The 15,182-nt window shown below is 64.5% G+C and carries 18 protein-coding genes; 5 read left to right on the forward strand and 13 right to left on the reverse strand.

The window, feature by feature from the left end; all coding sequences use genetic code 11:
- Positions 1 to 911, forward strand: a 911-nt coding sequence (locus NN5_RS15435; RefSeq protein WP_067735079.1) for an ATP-binding protein, incomplete at its 5' end; no start/stop codon positions are given.
- Between the two features lie 27 nt (positions 912 to 938).
- Here NN5_RS15435 and NN5_RS15440 read toward each other — a convergent pair.
- A complete protein-coding gene (locus NN5_RS15440; RefSeq protein WP_067735177.1) occupies positions 939 to 1,523 on the reverse strand; it encodes a hypothetical protein in 585 nt (194 codons plus the stop codon).
- A gap of 66 nt (positions 1,524 to 1,589) precedes the next feature.
- Here NN5_RS15440 and NN5_RS15445 point away from each other — a divergent pair, with 66 nt between their 5' ends.
- Both NN5_RS15445 and NN5_RS15450 read left to right on the forward strand, forming a co-directional pair.
- Positions 1,590 to 1,841: an AbrB/MazE/SpoVT family DNA-binding domain-containing protein gene (locus NN5_RS15445; RefSeq protein ID WP_067735082.1), complete on the forward strand. Its 252-nt coding sequence runs from the start codon at positions 1,590 to 1,592 to the stop codon at positions 1,839 to 1,841.
- Complete coding sequence (locus NN5_RS15450; protein WP_067735085.1) at positions 1,838 to 2,236, forward strand: type II toxin-antitoxin system VapC family toxin; 399 nt, start codon at positions 1,838 to 1,840, stop codon at positions 2,234 to 2,236. Before NN5_RS15445 ends, NN5_RS15450 begins: the two co-directional genes overlap by 4 nt.
- A 47-nt stretch (positions 2,237 to 2,283) precedes the next feature.
- Here NN5_RS15450 and NN5_RS15455 read toward each other — a convergent pair whose 3' ends face one another.
- The 6 genes from NN5_RS15455 to NN5_RS15485 form a co-directional block, all read right to left on the reverse strand.
- Positions 2,284 to 3,180, reverse strand: a complete 897-nt coding sequence (locus tag NN5_RS15455; protein ID WP_084384970.1) for a conjugal transfer protein TraF — start codon at positions 3,178 to 3,180, stop codon at positions 2,284 to 2,286.
- A complete protein-coding gene (locus NN5_RS15460; protein WP_067735088.1) occupies positions 3,177 to 3,782 on the reverse strand; it encodes a S26 family signal peptidase in 606 nt (201 codons plus the stop codon). Before NN5_RS15460 ends, NN5_RS15455 begins: the two co-directional genes overlap by 4 nt.
- Complete coding sequence (locus NN5_RS15465) at positions 3,754 to 4,611, reverse strand: type-F conjugative transfer system pilin assembly protein TrbC (protein WP_067735091.1); 858 nt, start codon at positions 4,609 to 4,611, stop codon at positions 3,754 to 3,756. The genes NN5_RS15460 and NN5_RS15465 overlap by 29 nt, the downstream gene beginning before the upstream one ends.
- Positions 4,583 to 5,794 (reverse strand): conjugal transfer protein TraN, encoded by a 1,212-nt coding sequence (gene traN / locus NN5_RS15470; protein ID WP_245656525.1) that lies wholly within the window; start codon positions 5,792 to 5,794, stop codon positions 4,583 to 4,585. The genes NN5_RS15465 and traN overlap by 29 nt, the downstream gene beginning before the upstream one ends.
- Positions 5,791 to 7,710: a hypothetical protein gene (locus NN5_RS15475; RefSeq protein ID WP_217998663.1), complete on the reverse strand. Its 1,920-nt coding sequence runs from the start codon at positions 7,708 to 7,710 to the stop codon at positions 5,791 to 5,793. The genes traN and NN5_RS15475 overlap by 4 nt, the downstream gene beginning before the upstream one ends.
- Positions 7,711 to 8,044: 334 nt before the next feature.
- Positions 8,045 to 9,061: a TraU family protein gene (locus tag NN5_RS15485; RefSeq protein ID WP_067735100.1), complete on the reverse strand. Its 1,017-nt coding sequence runs from the start codon at positions 9,059 to 9,061 to the stop codon at positions 8,045 to 8,047.
- A 104-nt stretch (positions 9,062 to 9,165) separates the two neighbouring features.
- On the opposite strand from NN5_RS15485, the gene NN5_RS15490 reads away from it, so the two are divergent.
- Both NN5_RS15490 and NN5_RS15495 read left to right on the forward strand, forming a co-directional pair.
- Complete coding sequence (locus NN5_RS15490; RefSeq protein ID WP_067735103.1) at positions 9,166 to 9,474, forward strand: type II toxin-antitoxin system TacA family antitoxin; 309 nt, start codon at positions 9,166 to 9,168, stop codon at positions 9,472 to 9,474.
- A gap of 12 nt (positions 9,475 to 9,486) precedes the next feature.
- Positions 9,487 to 10,026: a GNAT family N-acetyltransferase gene (locus tag NN5_RS15495; RefSeq protein WP_245656526.1), complete on the forward strand. Its 540-nt coding sequence runs from the start codon at positions 9,487 to 9,489 to the stop codon at positions 10,024 to 10,026.
- A 29-nt stretch (positions 10,027 to 10,055) separates the two neighbouring features.
- Here NN5_RS15495 and NN5_RS15500 read toward each other — a convergent pair whose 3' ends face one another.
- Genes NN5_RS15500 through NN5_RS15525 form a run of 6 tightly spaced genes read right to left on the reverse strand, consistent with a single transcriptional unit; the run spans position 10,056 to position 15,178 of the window.
- Positions 10,056 to 10,703 carry a conjugal transfer protein TraW gene (locus NN5_RS15500; protein WP_067735109.1) on the reverse strand — a complete coding sequence of 216 codons (648 nt, stop codon included), beginning with the start codon at positions 10,701 to 10,703 and terminating at the stop codon, positions 10,056 to 10,058.
- The gene (locus tag NN5_RS15505) at positions 10,696 to 11,508 is read right to left on the reverse strand and encodes a DNA-methyltransferase (protein WP_084384972.1); all 813 of its coding nucleotides are present in this window, start codon (positions 11,506 to 11,508) and stop codon (positions 10,696 to 10,698) included. Before NN5_RS15505 ends, NN5_RS15500 begins: the two co-directional genes overlap by 8 nt.
- On the reverse strand, positions 11,498 to 11,731 hold the full coding sequence (locus NN5_RS15510; RefSeq protein WP_067735112.1) for a hypothetical protein: 234 nt from the start codon (positions 11,729 to 11,731) through the stop codon (positions 11,498 to 11,500). Before NN5_RS15510 ends, NN5_RS15505 begins: the two co-directional genes overlap by 11 nt.
- Complete coding sequence (locus NN5_RS15515; RefSeq protein WP_067735115.1) at positions 11,728 to 12,057, reverse strand: hypothetical protein; 330 nt, start codon at positions 12,055 to 12,057, stop codon at positions 11,728 to 11,730. Before NN5_RS15515 ends, NN5_RS15510 begins: the two co-directional genes overlap by 4 nt.
- A gap of 5 nt (positions 12,058 to 12,062) precedes the next feature.
- Positions 12,063 to 14,558: a TraC family protein gene (locus tag NN5_RS15520; RefSeq protein WP_067735118.1), complete on the reverse strand. Its 2,496-nt coding sequence runs from the start codon at positions 14,556 to 14,558 to the stop codon at positions 12,063 to 12,065.
- Positions 14,555 to 15,178 carry a TraV family lipoprotein gene (locus NN5_RS15525; RefSeq protein WP_067735121.1) on the reverse strand — a complete coding sequence of 208 codons (624 nt, stop codon included), beginning with the start codon at positions 15,176 to 15,178 and terminating at the stop codon, positions 14,555 to 14,557. Before NN5_RS15525 ends, NN5_RS15520 begins: the two co-directional genes overlap by 4 nt.
- Between the last annotated feature and the right edge of the window lie 4 nt (positions 15,179 to 15,182).

Here is a 15,182-nt window from a genome sequence, read left to right on the forward strand (position 1 = left end):
TCCGTGGACTGATCGATCGCGGCCGACGCAAGGGGCTCAGGGCAGGGCGGTTCCTGCTGCTCGGATCGGCATCGATCGACCTCATGGCGCAATCTGGAGAAAGCCTCGCGGGCCGCATCAGCTATCTCGAAATGGGCCCGCTCGATGCGCTTGAGGTGCCGGAGCAGGATTTGCCGGGTCTGTGGATCCGGGGTGGGTTTCCCGACAGCTATCTCGCGCGAAGCGATCGCATCAGCCTTCGCTGGCGGCGCGACTTCATCCGCACCTATCTTGAGCGCGACATTCCCATGTTCGGCCCGCGTATTGCAGCGGAGACGTTGCGACGCTTTTGGACGATGCTGGCACACCATCAGTCCGGGCTGCTCAACGCCTCGGAATTCGCGCGCAGTCTTGGCGTGGATTCCAAGACCGTCGCCAGCTACCTCGACCTCCTCGTCGATCTGCTGCTGGTTCGCAGGCTTGAGCCTTGGCACAGCAATGCCGCCAAACGCCTGACGAAGTCGCCCCGCATCTATGTCCGCGACAGCGGCCTCGTCCATGCGCTGCTCAACCTGGGCGACCAGGAGGCGGTGCTGGGGCACCCCGTGGCGGGTGCGAGCTGGGAAGGCTTCGCGATCGAAAGCTTGATCGCCGCCGCGCCCGAAGGGACCGTCGCGAACTTCTATAGGACCCTGGCGGGTGCGGAAATCGATCTCGTGCTTACCCTGCCGCATGGCGCTCTCTGGGCCATCGAAATCAAGCGCAGCCTCGCCCCCAAAGTCGAGCGCGGATTCCACCATGCGGTTGAAGACCTTCAACCTGCCCGCAGGATCGTCATCTATCCCGGCGTCGAGCGCTTCCCGATGGGACACGCCATCGAAGCAGTGCCGCTCGCGCAGGCGAGCCGTGAACTTCTCGCGCTTCATGATTGAGGCGAGGGGAGAAGGCGAAGAGGACATTCAGCGTCTCCCTGCCGGGGAGCGACTGGGAACGCCAACGATGCCAGTGAACTTCGACATGGCCCGCACGCCCACCGCCGGCCGAACCCCGGTCAGCATTTTCGCCGCGAGGTAGAGATTGCGCGCCAGATTGGGCGCATGGTCTGTCCCGATCGCGATCGGGACGATCCGCGAGGCGTCATTGATCGGTCGGGCCCAGGCGACCGGATGCCCGACCCACGGAAGGCCAAGCCTCCCTGAGCGGATCATCGCCTCCTGCGCGCTGATTGTACGCACCTGCCAGCCGTAGCGCCGTCCAAGATCCGTCAGCTTTCGCCAGAGATCGCCGCAGGGAACGCAGCCTGGACTCGTCGTCATCTCGACCACGAAGGCTGAGCCCTGCCCGCCCAGGGTTGCCCCGAAATCGTCCGGGAAATCTCGGGTCACGGGAACACGCGACAGCCATGCCTGCATTGTCTGGCTATCGCTGACGGGATGGATCGCGGCGCGCATCGCCTGCTCGCGCGTGACGGTCTGCGCGGCGGCCGCCGAGCCGATCACGATCGCTATTCCGGGAAGACCGAGCAAAATCGCAAGCGAGCGCATCATGCCGTCCTTTCCTTGAAGGGAAGGAAGTTCTTCCTTACAATGGCCGATGAAAGGACTCGGCGGATGAACGCGATCACCATTACCTCCAAGGGGCAGATCACGCTGCGGAAGGAATTGCTGAGGCATCTTGGCGTCCACCCTGGGGAGAAGATCAGCATCGACAAGCTGCCGGGCGGTGAAGTCAGGATTCGGGCAGTTCGGCCTACTGGCAAAATTTCCGATGCGTTCGGCATGCTGAAGCGGGAGGGCCGCAAGTCGCTATCGATCGAGGAAATCAATGAGATTACTGCGAAGGGCTGGGCCGGCGAACTGTGAAGATCACGGCAGACGCCAATATTATTCTTCGAGCCCTCGTCGAAGATGACAAAATCCAGACCCCCATCGCAAAGAGAGTGTTGGAGGAAGCTGACTTGGTCGCGCTGACGCTTCCTGCCTTGTGCGAGTTCGTCTGGGTGATGTTGAAAGGCTATAAGGAAAGCCATGAGCGGATCGCTGCAGCCATTCGCACCTTGATCGCCGCCGGCAATACCGAAGCTGACGTGGCCGCAGTGGAGGCCGGGCTCGCATTTCTCGACGCCGGGGGCGACTTCGCCGATGGGGTCATCGCGCATGAAGGGCGATGGCTCGGGGGCGAAACCTTCGTGAGCTTCGACGAAAACGCCGTTAAGCTTGTGCAAGGAAACGGTGAAAAGGCCCGTGTCCCCGCCTGATCCGGCAGCCTGCTCGATCACAGGGCATCGCATGGTGATAACCACCTTCATGGCCGGGGCTCCGTGCCCGCATTGACGAGATCGCCACCCAGCGCGCGTGGATCGGTCGAGGAAACCGGCCCGTTTGACAAAGCATCGAAGAAGCCGTTGTCCTCGCCGGGGCCAGTCATGAACTGCTCGGGCCGGATATCGCCGAGCAGCAGCCGCACTGCCTGGTAAGCCATCTGGGCGAGGTTCGGATAGGCCTCGACGCCCGAGGCAATGATCATGCGCTGCTGGCTGCCCCGCCGGATCAGCATCGTGGTCGGCGTGATCTCGACACCGAACCGCTGTGTGACATCGGGGCGCCGGTCGACATCCATCAGCGTCACCTGCCAGCCCATTTCCTCCTGGAAACGCTGGACGATCGGCCACTGGACCCGGCAATAGCCGCAGGATGCGCGCGAGAACATGACCAGCGCGAATTCGTTCGCGTGCGAGCGCAGATAGGCCCGGCGGATGGCATCCTTCTCGGCGGTGAGTTCTGAGCGGGCATCCGTCACCATCGGATTGGCGGACTTCGAGTTGAGTTCGGGGTGCGTCAACATCGCCAGTTGCGTGACGCCGGCAAAGGCACGCGCCTTGCGGCGCGCGAAGTCCTGAAGCCGCCAGAAATCGGCGACCGCATCGACCGTCAGGACCGTCGCCGCATAGTCGCGCTGCTGCTCGATCAGCTTGCGGATCTTGGGCGGCGTCCAGGTCGCCAGCTCCGCCATCGGGGGGATCACCGGCTTCACCAGCGCATCGGGATCTTCTTTAGCGGGCGGGGCCGGCTTGGGAGCCTCATACCACCAATAACCCTGCTTGGGCCGTTCCCGGGCGCCCGGCTCCTGGGCCTCCGCCGCGGCGGAGGAAAGCAGGCCCGCCGCGGCTGCGACCGCGACCAATGGAATGGCCCCCTTCACAGCAGCTTCTCCATCCGCGTGAGGCGGCTGATCGGAACCAGCCCGAAATAGCGGCTGTCGAAACCGCGCGGGTGATGCGAGCCGACATAGACCATCCCCGGCGGGATCATGCCGCTCCACTGAAGATGCTGGAGCCGGAGCCCATGCAGCCCGTAAGGCAGGCTCACACCGAGCAGCTCGCCGTTGCAGAAATAGCGCCCATCCCACGCGTGCGGCGCCGAGACCGATGGGGTCTCGATATGGTCGAGATGATCGCCGGGCATACACAGCGCGTGCTTGGTCACGCTGACCGGATTCGGCCCTGCGATCGGATGCCGCAGCGTGAACTTCACATAGTCGCCCCTGACGATCGGCCCCGGCGCTTCACGAACGGCCCAGGCATCGATCGAAGGGCTCATCACCAGCGTAATCTTCGGCAGCACCAGTGCCGCGAACAGCGCGACCGGCAACACGATCGCGAACGCGCGCCATAGCCGCTCCGGCCGGGCGGGCTCGCCCATGCCCGCCGCGCCCAGCGCGACCGCCGCCTTGCCCGGCAACCGGCACAGCCGCGGCCAGAGGCCGCGCAGCGCCTCAACGAGAACCCAGAAGAGCCTGAGCATCGCGCACCTCCGCTTGTCCGCCCAATCGGGCATATTCCTCGAAGAGACCGGCAAGCGCGCTGTCGCCATAGACGACATGCGTCGCTCTCGGGCTCTCATCGTCCCGCTCGCAATAAGCCTCGGTCGGATCGCCTGGGATCATCGCCAGCGCGGGCACACGGCCCACCCCATGCTGGCGGAACACGATCGGATCGACGATGAGCTGCACATTGCGCATCGCGCAGGCCGGTCCCTCGCAGCCCGGATCGATCCGCAGGATCTGCGCCGAGAGCTTCGCCATCGGTCCGACCTTGTGCAGCCCTCCCAGCATACCGCGAAAGGCGAGCACGCCATGGACCCGTTCGAGTTGCGCGGCATAGGTCCTGAGCACGGGGATCGGCATGGACGACGAGACGAACAGGACCGGCACCCAGGCTTTGGCCGCCGGCGCTGGTGCTGCCTTGGCCAGCGCCTTCTCCTCGGAAGGTTCGAGTCCGAACGCCTGGCGCAGCCGCTTGGCCTGAGCCTCCCGCTCTGCCGCCATCCGTGCCTCGCTCGCTTCCAGCGCGGCTTTCGCGCGGGCGTCGATCACTGGCATCGCCTTCCGGGCGCGAAGCCCCTCGAAGGCGCGCCGGCGCTCCGCCTCAGTCGGCGCGGGGGGCAGATGCGGCGAGGGCACCTCGCTTGACTGCGCCTTCTGCCGTGAAACGGCGCCCTTCAGCCGCTCCATCACGACGTCGCCTTCCTTCTGCGCACGCTCGCGGGCGGAGTCCTGGGCGAGCGCCGCACTTGCAATGCTCACCGCCAGGAGCACCGCGGCGCTACGGCTTGACGGCGTTGAGATACGCATCGACGCGCTCCTTCATGTCGATCTGGATGTCGGACTGGGCGCGGGCTTCGATGTCCGCGTAATATTCGGAAAGATCCATTTTGGAGAAATCCAGCGCCTGAAACTCTTCCGGCGTGAAGCCGCGGCACATCGGTTTCTTGGCCGTCCCCCAGAGATTGCCGTTGAACGACTTGAGCTGGGGCCGCCCCTGCTCCTGGATGATGCGGCCGAGCTTGGTGTTGAAGCAGCAATGGCCTCGCGCCTTCTGGAGGCAGATGCCGAGGAAGCTCGACGTGCAATAGCTGCCGATCTCGTGGCAGAAGCCGGAGCTCCGCAGCATCGCGGTTTCCATGTCCTGCTGGTCACAGCCCGAGAACAGGAAGTCGATCATGAAGTTGATCGCAAGGCTGACTGCGATCGAGGTCGGATCGAACCCTACAACGAGAGCATTGAGGCCGGCGTTGGCCGCCTGGCTCGCGGTCGCACCCGCCTGGAACGCAGCATAGGCGGCCTTCATCCCGTTGAACACGCCTTTGGCGACGGCGATCTTGGTGCTGATCGATGACAGGGACGAGCCCATGCCATCCTTCACGATCTTGCCCTTGTCCTTGCAGCAATTGGAGAGCGTGGTGCTGAGACCCGGCGGGCGGCAGCGCATGCCGCGTCCGCTGAAGATCTCGATCGTGCCCATGCAATTGCCCTCGGCGTCCATCCCGCCGTCGGGTTCCGTGCCTGGATCGGCGATCGGCGGCTCATCCACGATCGGATTGGTCTTGATGTCGGCGCATTGGTTGGGCGAGCAGGCCGGAACACCGCCGGTGGTTTTCGCGATGCAGGCGAGCTGAGGCCCGAGGGGACAACTATATTGGCCGGCGGCATCCGCGACACAGTCCACTTCCTGGATCGGGCAAAGGAACTGTCCCGACGGTGTCGGCGTGCAATAGGCGGTCTCGCCTGGATCGGCGGCGTCGCCATTGCCGTTGAGATCGGCCGCGCACAATTGCAGGCTTTGGGGATCACTCGGCGTTTCGCCGCCGGGTGCCGGGTCAGGCTCGGGCTGCGGTTCGACGAGCCCGGCAGCCTGGATCTGTTGCTGGGGCAGGGGTTGCGCCAGCGCGGTGCCATGCCAGCTCAAGCCAATGCCGATACCGAGCGCCACCATGCACGCAGCCGCGCGTGGACCAAGATACCAGAGGCGCGTCATCGCACGGTCCCCGTGCAGACGAGGTCGGCGCCGGCGAGACGGACCGTTTGCATCATCACCACCGCTTCAGGAAAATCGTCGAGGCAGCCGCAGGCGGAAACGACCTCTTCGCCCGGCCCGGCCGGGCAGCGGTTGTCGCTGTCGCAGGCATGGTAGAAGGTGTCGTAGCCAGTCGGATTGTTTTGCTTGTTGCCGACCACGCCATCGAGCGCGGCATCGTTGTTCGTCTTGGGCGCCCGCGTCTTGCAGATGGCCTCGCAAGCCGGAACCGAGCCGCGATCGGGCAGGCTGAAGGCGCGCGTCGATTCCACGAAGCTACCGTCGCTTTGCCGGGCCCGGTCGGCGAGCATCGTTTCGGTGGAATGATCGATGATATAGGTGCCGCGGCTCGTGTCGGGCTGCGCGATGTCGTCGATCTTGCAGCGATAGGTGCGATCCTTGAGAAAGAAGTCTCGGGTCAACTCGGTGGGGCAGGAGACACCGCCCATGATCCGGGTCTGCGCCAGCGGCCGCAGTCCCGTCGCGACCCCGTTGATGAAGGTCTGCACGCCATCGACCAGCTCGCGGTCGATCCGGCACTGCGGATCGGCCGCAATGGTCCCGCATCGATCGACCACCTGTTCGAGCGTCCGGCAACTGCCGTCTACGTCGACATGGACCTGGGCGAAGCCCTCTCCGCCCTCCGCGACCGCTACCCGCAGCCAGATCTCATGATCGCCGGGCGTGAGCCAAGGCTTCAGGTCGAGATTGGGATAGCGATAGAAGGTCTTCTTCTGCTCGCATTTGCCGGGCGGCACACCCATCGAGGGCCAGTTCTCCGGTCCCGACGCGACCAGCGTGCCGTCGATGCGAACCTGTCCCCAGTCGTCCGCGAAATATTGGCTGAGCCTCGCATCGACGATGCTGTTGGCGTCGCCCACATGCAGCGTCATGCGAAAATCGATGAGACTGCAATTACCGCCGAGGCTGTTGTCCGCAGGAGAGCCCATCAGAAAGTCGAACGAGGACCCGTTCTGGATTGTCGAATACCCGCCCGACACCCGGCTGATGATATCCTCGGCGCGGGGTTTAAGCACCGTGACCTGCCGTTCGATGGTGCAATGGCGGTATTGCAGCGCGGTGCCGACGCCGACCTGCGAAGCCGCCAGCGCCTGGAAGACCGGGCTGCCGGTCGAGGCCGAATAGGCGTCCGCAGCGATGGCGGTCGGGGTCGCACGATAGGCCGTCTGCGGCAGCGACGGATTGGCGGTGCAGGCCGTCGATTGGGCACCGACGTAGCGGATCATCGGCCCGTCGATCACCGCTTCCGCGACGCCATAGCGCGGATCGGCGGTGGTGAGCGCCCCGATCATGCCCCCGCCAAGATCGCGAAGGACCGAGGCCATATTGCCCCAGGCGAGATTCGTGCCGCAACTGTTGTTGATGCAGTAGCACCCCGATAGCTGCGGCATATCGACCTGGGTGAGCTTCAGGTTGCGTGCGCCATCGACATCCCAGCGGAAGAAATTGCATTGATTCCAGGTGCCGGGCTGACAGGAAATGACGCCGTTGGCGCAGATGCCCGAAACCGCGACGGGCAGGCTGGTCCGGCTGTCGATCGCGCCATCGAGATCGGTGTCGCGGGCGATGCTGATGGTGGAGAGATCGCCGCCCGACCCGGGCTGCACCAGCACCTCCATCATCGTCGCCGTCTTCTGGCACGCGATATTCGGCGAGAAGGTCTTGCTGTCGTCGACGGTAGCGATCGTCTGGCCCGCAAGTCCCGGCGTCACATAGTTGTTGAGCAGTGTGTCGCTGTCGCTGGTCTTTGCGCGCGACGCTGCAGCGGCGGCGCGGGCGCGCTCCTCGGCGGTCTGGGCGGCGGCGGGTACGGCAACCAGCGCCGCGAGGCAGGCGAAGGGAATGACGCGCCTCATGGCCATGTCCCTCTCGGCTCATGTGTGCGGGAGCCGGGCCGGAAGCGCAGCATCGCGCGAAGCGGCAGGCGGGCCTCATCCGAGGCGGTCACGCGATAGACGGCCTGCCCGTCGAAGATGGTCAGCACGGCCACCGCGGCGCGGAGTGGCTGGGGGGCGCCCTCCCGTGCCGTGGAGGGACCGGTGGCCGTGCTGACCGGGGGTGGAGCGGCGCCGAGGGGGCTGTTCGACGCCGCTCCCATCCCACGCAGCCAACCCAGGCCCTCCAGGCCTTGGCGGGCAGGCCTCCGAAGATGGCCGGCAGCGTGCGCAGGATGTTGGGGAAGCGATCTGCTCATGGCACCGCAATCCCGGCGCAGCAGATCACTTTTTCAAAAAGCATGAACTGGGCGTTGTCCTTGCCCGGAGCGTGCTTGGCCGAGGACCATAGCGCGCCAGGGCGCCCGATATTGACGCACTTGCCGCCCTTCACGGGCTCCATGATCTGGAGCTTGTAGCGCGATTTGGTCCAGATAGGCTGGGGGATGAACGAACAGCCGTCGGCCGAACTGATCGTAAGCGCGCCCAGGCGTCCCATCATGAAGGTGCCGCGCGCGGCGAGCCCGGCCCAAGCCTCGACGCTGTCGTCGAAATGGATGTCGCCGGCGATCGGATAGGTCGCCCCCCACGAACCCATGCACCAGAAGAGAGGATCGATGACCTTCCCGGCTGCGGCAGCGGCGCTGTCGCCCATGCACGCGAGGCCGGCGGCGGGATTGCCGAACAATATGCCCTCGGGCTGGATAATCGCGCCCAAAGTGCCCGATTGCCAAGTCGGCAGTACCTCGGTGATCATGGCGACATCGAAGCCGTCATTCTCGAGGCACGGCAGGTCCGTGAACATATCGAGCATCGCCCAGACGGGGCTGATGTAATAGTGCATCTGTGCGAACATCTTGCGCGTGTTGGTGCCGTCGGAGATCGACGATTGGCTACCCTGCAGCTTGCCGCCGGTCGGCATGAGATCGGCGCCTAACGCCATCATGCAGCCCGGTTCGGTCACCACATCGATCATCCGGTTGGGCGACCAGTACGAGACCTTGACCCCGAACCAGAACTGTAGGCCTTTCCGGCAGGCGCAGAGGGGCTTGGACGCCGACTGCGCGTCGAGCGCCTTGTCGAGTTTGTCGTAGCTGCCGATACGGATGCCGCCGACCGTGATGGGAAAAATGCACGTCCAACGGACTTTGGTAATCGGATTGAAGACCGTTCCAGCCTCGCACATGGAGGCATGGGCCTGGTTCGGCCAGCCAATCGTTGCCACAAGGCCGATCAGGACACCGATAAAGAAGACGTTCCAGCGACGCATCATTGATCCCTCTGGACGCGCATGATCGGACGGGCGCGTGTTATTCTTGAAATGTGCGTCTTTGCGACGTACATGATGGGCCACTGTGTAATGGAAAGGAAAAGGTCATGCAGGCGTTCGACGACTTCACCGGCTCGGTGAGCGAGCGCAGCACGGTGCGAATGAATTTTCGCACGAAGCCGCATATCAAGCGGACCATTCAGCGTGCCGCGGCGCTTTCGGGCGTGGATGACTCGGTCTTCACCATCAACGCCGCATACAAGGCTGCGCTTGAGACTATCTCGACGCACGAACGCACCGTGCTCAGACCCGTGGATCATGAGGCGTTCTTCAACGCCCTCGATAATCCGCCGGCGCCCACCGAGCGGCTGCGCGAAGCCTTCGCGCGTCACGACCGGATGATCGAAAACCGCTAAGAGCGAAACTGCGTGCCAGAAGAAGAAATGAACATCGAGCCGCTCGACCCCAAGCGGCACGACCGAACGAGTTTCGCTTCCGGCGTTGGACCGGTTGACAACTATCTGCGCAAGACGGCGAACAAGCTGGCCCAGGCCGACAATGTGCGCGCCTTCGTTCTCGTCTCTAGGGAAGGCAGGATCGTCGGCTATTACACGCTGAACGCGCACGACATTCATTATTCCGATCTGCCGGGGTCCTTCGCCCGCAATCGGCCAAGTCATGGCCGGATTCCCGCTGCCTTCATCTCGATGATTGGGGTTGATGCCCGCTATCAGGGCCAAGGCTATGGTGGCCTCCTGCTCGCCGATGCTCTCAAGCGCATCTATCGGGCATCCCGTGACCTCGGAATCGCTGTTGTGCTTCTCGATGTTCTCGACTGCGGCGATCCGGTGCAAGTCGAGAGGCGCAAGCAGCTCTATCTGCGTTACGGCTTCCGAGCCCTGTCGGAGGCTCCGCTTCGCCTCTATCTGCCCGTCGCGACGATAGGCCAGCTGATAGAAGCGCCATAGAGCGCAATCCTCTCCGCACAAAGAGCGCATCATTGGCTGGCTCCTTTCGGCATGGGCCGACTCTTGGGGCCATATTCGGTGAGGACGAGCTTGGTGCCGGATTGCGCGACGATCACCGGCGCGACCGTGAGCCCGAGACGATCCTTCACGCGCTCTTCGAGAATGTAGATGGCGCGTCCGGTCTTCTCGCTGAGGTCGATCGCGTCGCCGTTCTGACCTCCGAGCGCAGTCAACAGGATAAAATCGCTCGGCCGCGCGACCTTCAGCGCCCAGCCAAGATCGCGCGGATGCACGACCACCAGTCGCTGCGGCAGCCGCACATAGGTCAGCGGATTGAAGGTGAAGCCCTTGGGATAGAGGACCCGCCCGTCGGGCAGTTGGATATCGAAGTCGAGGGTGTAGAAGGGAACAAGCGTCCGCACCCGGTCGGCGCCCGCGACGGCCAAGGGAGCCGCCTTGAGCGCGCTCCAATGCTCGCGCGGCCCGAAGGCCTTGCTCATATCCTTGGGCAGCGTCGCCACTTTGGCTTCGATCTCGGCGAGCGCATCGGGCTCGGCGATCGGCCATGTCCGGCCGATTTGGGCGGTGGATGCGTAGGCCGCACCGGCAAGCGTAGCGCCGGCCAGCAGCAGGGCCGCCAACGCGCGGGCAGCGCAGAAGTTAGTGCGGTCAGTCATCGCCGTCCTCCGGGTAGAAGGCGGCGAAGCCCTGCAGGCGCAGGCGCGCGCGTTCCGCCATCGCGGGGTCGATCTCGCAACCGAGATAGCGCCGGCCCGTCCTGAGGCAGGCTTCGCCCACGGCACCCGATCCGGCAAACCAGTCGCCGACAAGGCCGCCGGGCGGGCAGGACGTCTCGATCAGGGTTTCGAGCAGCTCGACCGGCTTTTCGGTCGGGTGGATGGCCCGGCCATGGCAATTCCGCACGACCAGGACCGAGCGCATCAGGCGAGGGCCGCCGTCCAGGCTGCGATAGTGGCCGACGCCGATATCGCCCATATGCGGGGGACGCGTCTTGCGCCGCACCGTTCTGGCTGTTGCGTCGGGCGTCGTGCGGACCGCATTATGGACCAGTCGCCACGGCGTGTCGGTCCGATAGAACTGCGCGACGATCTCATGGACCCGCCGGAAGCGATCGGCGTGGAAGCTGGTGCCGTTCTGCTTCTGCCAGATTACGTCCTGCGCCAGGCGCAACCGGGCCTTGTGAAGCGCCGGCGCGATCCGCAGGAAAGAGCGCAGCGAGCCGAAGATCCAGATCGATCCAGTCGGCCGCAGTGCCGCGCGCGCCAGCATCAGCCAGCCCTCGACCTGTCGATCCCAGCTCAGCGACGTGTCGCCATAGGGCGGATCGGCGATGATGAGGTCGAAAGGCCCTCTCGCCGGCATTTGCTCGCGACAGTCGCCCGTGAGCAGGATCGCAGAGCGGATGGCTGTGCCGGGGCTGTCGCCGGTGTTCAGGGGCGGGAGGCGAAACTTAGCGGCCATGGCGCCGCCTCCAATGCTCCGCCGGTGGATCGGGGAGGCCGACCAACGCCGCGACGAAGGCGACCAGGGCGATTGGGGTGAGCACCCAGACCAGCAAGCGGACGCTGCCATCCAGCCCCGGCACAAGCAGGAGCAGCAGGCTCTGCACCAGCAGCAGCAGGAAACCGCCAAATGCGAGGCGGATCGCCGTTTGCGACGGCTTGGCGGAGATGAGCCCGTTCACGAGCGCGGACCTTTTCGCAGGCGCGTCATCAGTTTGGCGGTGGACGCCGACAGGAACAGCAGCAGGAGGCCGGTCGCGAAACAGGACGCCGCCACCAGCGCCGTGGCCCGCAGCACAAGCATGGTGGGCTGGTGGAGCAGCAGGCCAGCGATCAGCACCAGCGACCCCATCATGACGGTTTCGATGCCGACCAGTCGAAAGCGCCAACGGAAGGATTCTGCCTCGAACCGTTCCTCGACCCGTTCTTCGACCATCTTTTCGATCAGGTCTTCATCGGGCCATTCCAGCTTCAGCTGGTCGGGATGAGGGGTGAAGAGACGCCGCATGACGATCAGACCTCCCCGCCCAGAATTTTGGCCGGATCGACGCCTGCCAACCGGCAGACCGCCTCGAGCGGCGACAGGCCCTGACGCAGCAATCCCTCGAAGGCGGCAACTTCGTCGGGCGCGGACGTGTTGATCCAGTAGGAGAAGGGATCGACCACGAGCCGCGCGATGCCCAGGCCCAGCGGTGAGTCGATGAAGACTTCCGAATAATTGGGCTTGGAGTTGCGGACCGATTTCAGGAGGTCGAGGACGAACCCCGAATAGTCGAGGATCTTGTTGTCGACCGCCCGGTCATAGGTCGAGCCCTGGAGCAGAAAGCGCGTCGCCGCATTTTCGAGGATGACCTGGCCGGTGCCCCCGAACAGCAGCAGGTCGTTCATGCTCTGGAGCACGATGCCGAACGACCCGCGATATTTCCGCGCGCGGCGATAGCCCTGGCCGAAGGCCTCGGCGAGCCGCGACAAATCCTGGCCATCGCCTCCGGTCATGAACTGGGCGGATTCGTCGCAGAGCACGAAGCGGGGACGGTCACGGGCGGACAGGTAAAGTTCCTGGGTGACCGCGTTGACCACCACCATCACGATCACGTTGAACAGGTCGGGCATCGCCTTCAGGCGTTCGAGTTCGAGCACCACGAATTCATCGGCGCGAATGTCGAGCGTCGAGGCCCCGTTGAAATAGTGACCATAGGCTCCGTCCGATCCGAAATCGCGCAGGTTGAAGGCCAGCTCGCGTGCCGTCGGAACCAGATGCTCGACGCGATCAAGATCGCTTTCGACGAGCGCGGGATAGGTGCCGAGCCATTCGCGCACCGCATCGATGCCGTGATCGGCGCGTCCGGTGTCGATCGTCCATTGGACCGCCGACTTGAGCAGGTTCCATTCGGAGGTGGTGACACCCTTGCGGGTCGAGGCATTGGCCATCTCGGCGACGATCGCGACCGCCATCGTGATCGCCGACTGCTTGTCGTCGCCGTCGAGCGCCAGCCCCATGTCGAAGGGGTTGAGGACCAGATGCTCCTCGCCGATGTCGATATAGCGGCCCGAGCACAGCGTGCAGAGCTTCCGGTACGACCCGCCGATATCGATGATGCGGATCAGCGCGCCATTGGCGTAATATTGCTGGCAGAGGTTGTTAAGCAAAAAGCTCTTGCCCGCGCCGCTCTCAGCCGAAACGATGAAATTGTAGTTGTTGATGCGCGGGTCGAAGAGGTCGAGCGTGATGAGCTGCCCCTTGCGGCCCGTGTAGAGCAGCGCAGGGCGACCGCCGCCGCGGAAATCGGTCTGGATCGGCGCCATCAGCACCGCAGCCTTCACCGGCATGCGGAAGTCGCGCTCCAGCATCCTGAGCGTCGACCGGTCGGGGTAAAGGCCGAACGGCAGGCTCATCACCAGCAGGGTCGGGTTGAGATAGCTCTCCTCCTGCATCGAGAAGGGCAGCGGCTCGCTTTCCCATAGCCGCTTGGCGCGCGCCGCCAGTTCGCGGGCGTGTGCCCGGTCTCGGCCGAACACCCAGACCGTCGGAATCACGCGCACGAACTTGGAGTTACCGGCTTCGTCGAGAATCCAGCCGATTTCATCGATCTGCTTGCCGACCTCGACGGCGAAGGAGCCCGCAGCCTTTTGCGCGGACAAGATCTGGGCGCGCTTGTGGATCTCGAATTGCGAATGATCGAACAGGATGTTCAGCGTGTAGAGGAATGGCCCGCCGATCTGGTCGCTGTCCTCCGAGGAGCCGCGCATGCCGCCCATCAGCCGGTTGGCGCGCTCTGCTGTGATCCTGCGCGCGGGTGCCTTTGGGGTCAGGCAGCGGGCTACCTGGTTGCCGAGAAACACCTCGGCACCTTCGAAAACGAGATCGGGGCCGGCGTCTATGATCTGCTTGGCGATCGGCGGGGCCCCGACCGTTGTGCCATCGGCGAACACGCCGGGGGCAGGAGCCGTCACGCCGTTGAACACGCGTCGGTAAAACGCGACCATCTCTTCGGGCTCGAGGCGGCGGATGCCGAGCTTGGAAAGCTGCTCCTCGACCTGGCGACGCAGATCGTCGCCGAGCGGGCGCCGCGTCTTGATCGACAGCAAGGTGCGGAAGTTCCGCACCGGGATTCCATGCAGCGCCTTTAGCCCGTGGCGGCCGCGGCTCAGATAGTCATGTGTCCGACGTGCCGAAGCCTGGATCAGCGGATCGTCGCGGGTCTTGAGATCGAGAAAAGCGTCGAGCGCATCGTCGATCAGCGGATCGGCGAAGGTGTGAAGCTGGAGGACCGTACCGTCCGGGAAATGGATGTTGAGCAGGCCCTGAAGCGCACCCTGAACGTGCGCGAACATATAGGCTGTCGGCACGATCTCCCACGCATGGCCCCAGGTATCGTCGAGGCACAGGAACGCTTCCGTGTCGCCGTCCCAGGCTATCAGCGGGAGATAGTCGGAAAAGCTGTCGCGGCGGACGGCGTTGCGCAGCCGCGCATAGCTAAGCCCTCCGCGGGATGTCGCCGCGCTCATGGCCGGGGTTCCGGCAGAGCGGGCTGGGGCGCGTCGGGCGTATCGCCCGGCGCGGCTGCCTGTTCCTTGACTTGGCCGAGCACGGGCGCCTTCGATGCCTGGCTGGGTGAGGACACCAAGGTTCCGCCCACGACCCATACCGGCTTGTCCACCACCGAATAGACGTAGCGCGGCATATAGAGGCGATCTGGCCGCTGCCGGTCGGCATAGGGAAGGATCAGCGTCCGCACCGTGCGCGCGGGCTTGAGCATCGGTGTCACCGGCGCATCGATCAGCCCCTTCAACTCGCGATAGACGCTGTCCTTATAGCTGCCATAAGCAGAGCCGCCCGCGACGACCTTGCCCGATTTGGCGGGCTTGCCGCCATTTTCCGCTGCCGTGCCGCGCAGCATTTTCTTGTCATTGGTGACTGCCGGATCGGACTTGGATACCACCCCGGCGACAGCATCCTCATAGGCCTTTTCCGGGTGGATGCACTGGCCGTGATCCTTGTTCTTGCAATCGAACTTCTCGGAATAGGGTGACATCATCGAGCCGACCGTGGCGCAGCCCGAGAGTCCGACGATCGCGGAAAGGGCGAGCATGACGCGCAGCGGAGGGCGCAAACCGGAGATCGGCATGGGG

It is taken from the genome of Novosphingobium naphthalenivorans NBRC 102051 (assembly GCF_001590985.1).
In the GTDB taxonomy this organism is placed as follows: domain Bacteria; phylum Pseudomonadota; class Alphaproteobacteria; order Sphingomonadales; family Sphingomonadaceae; genus Novosphingobium; species Novosphingobium naphthalenivorans.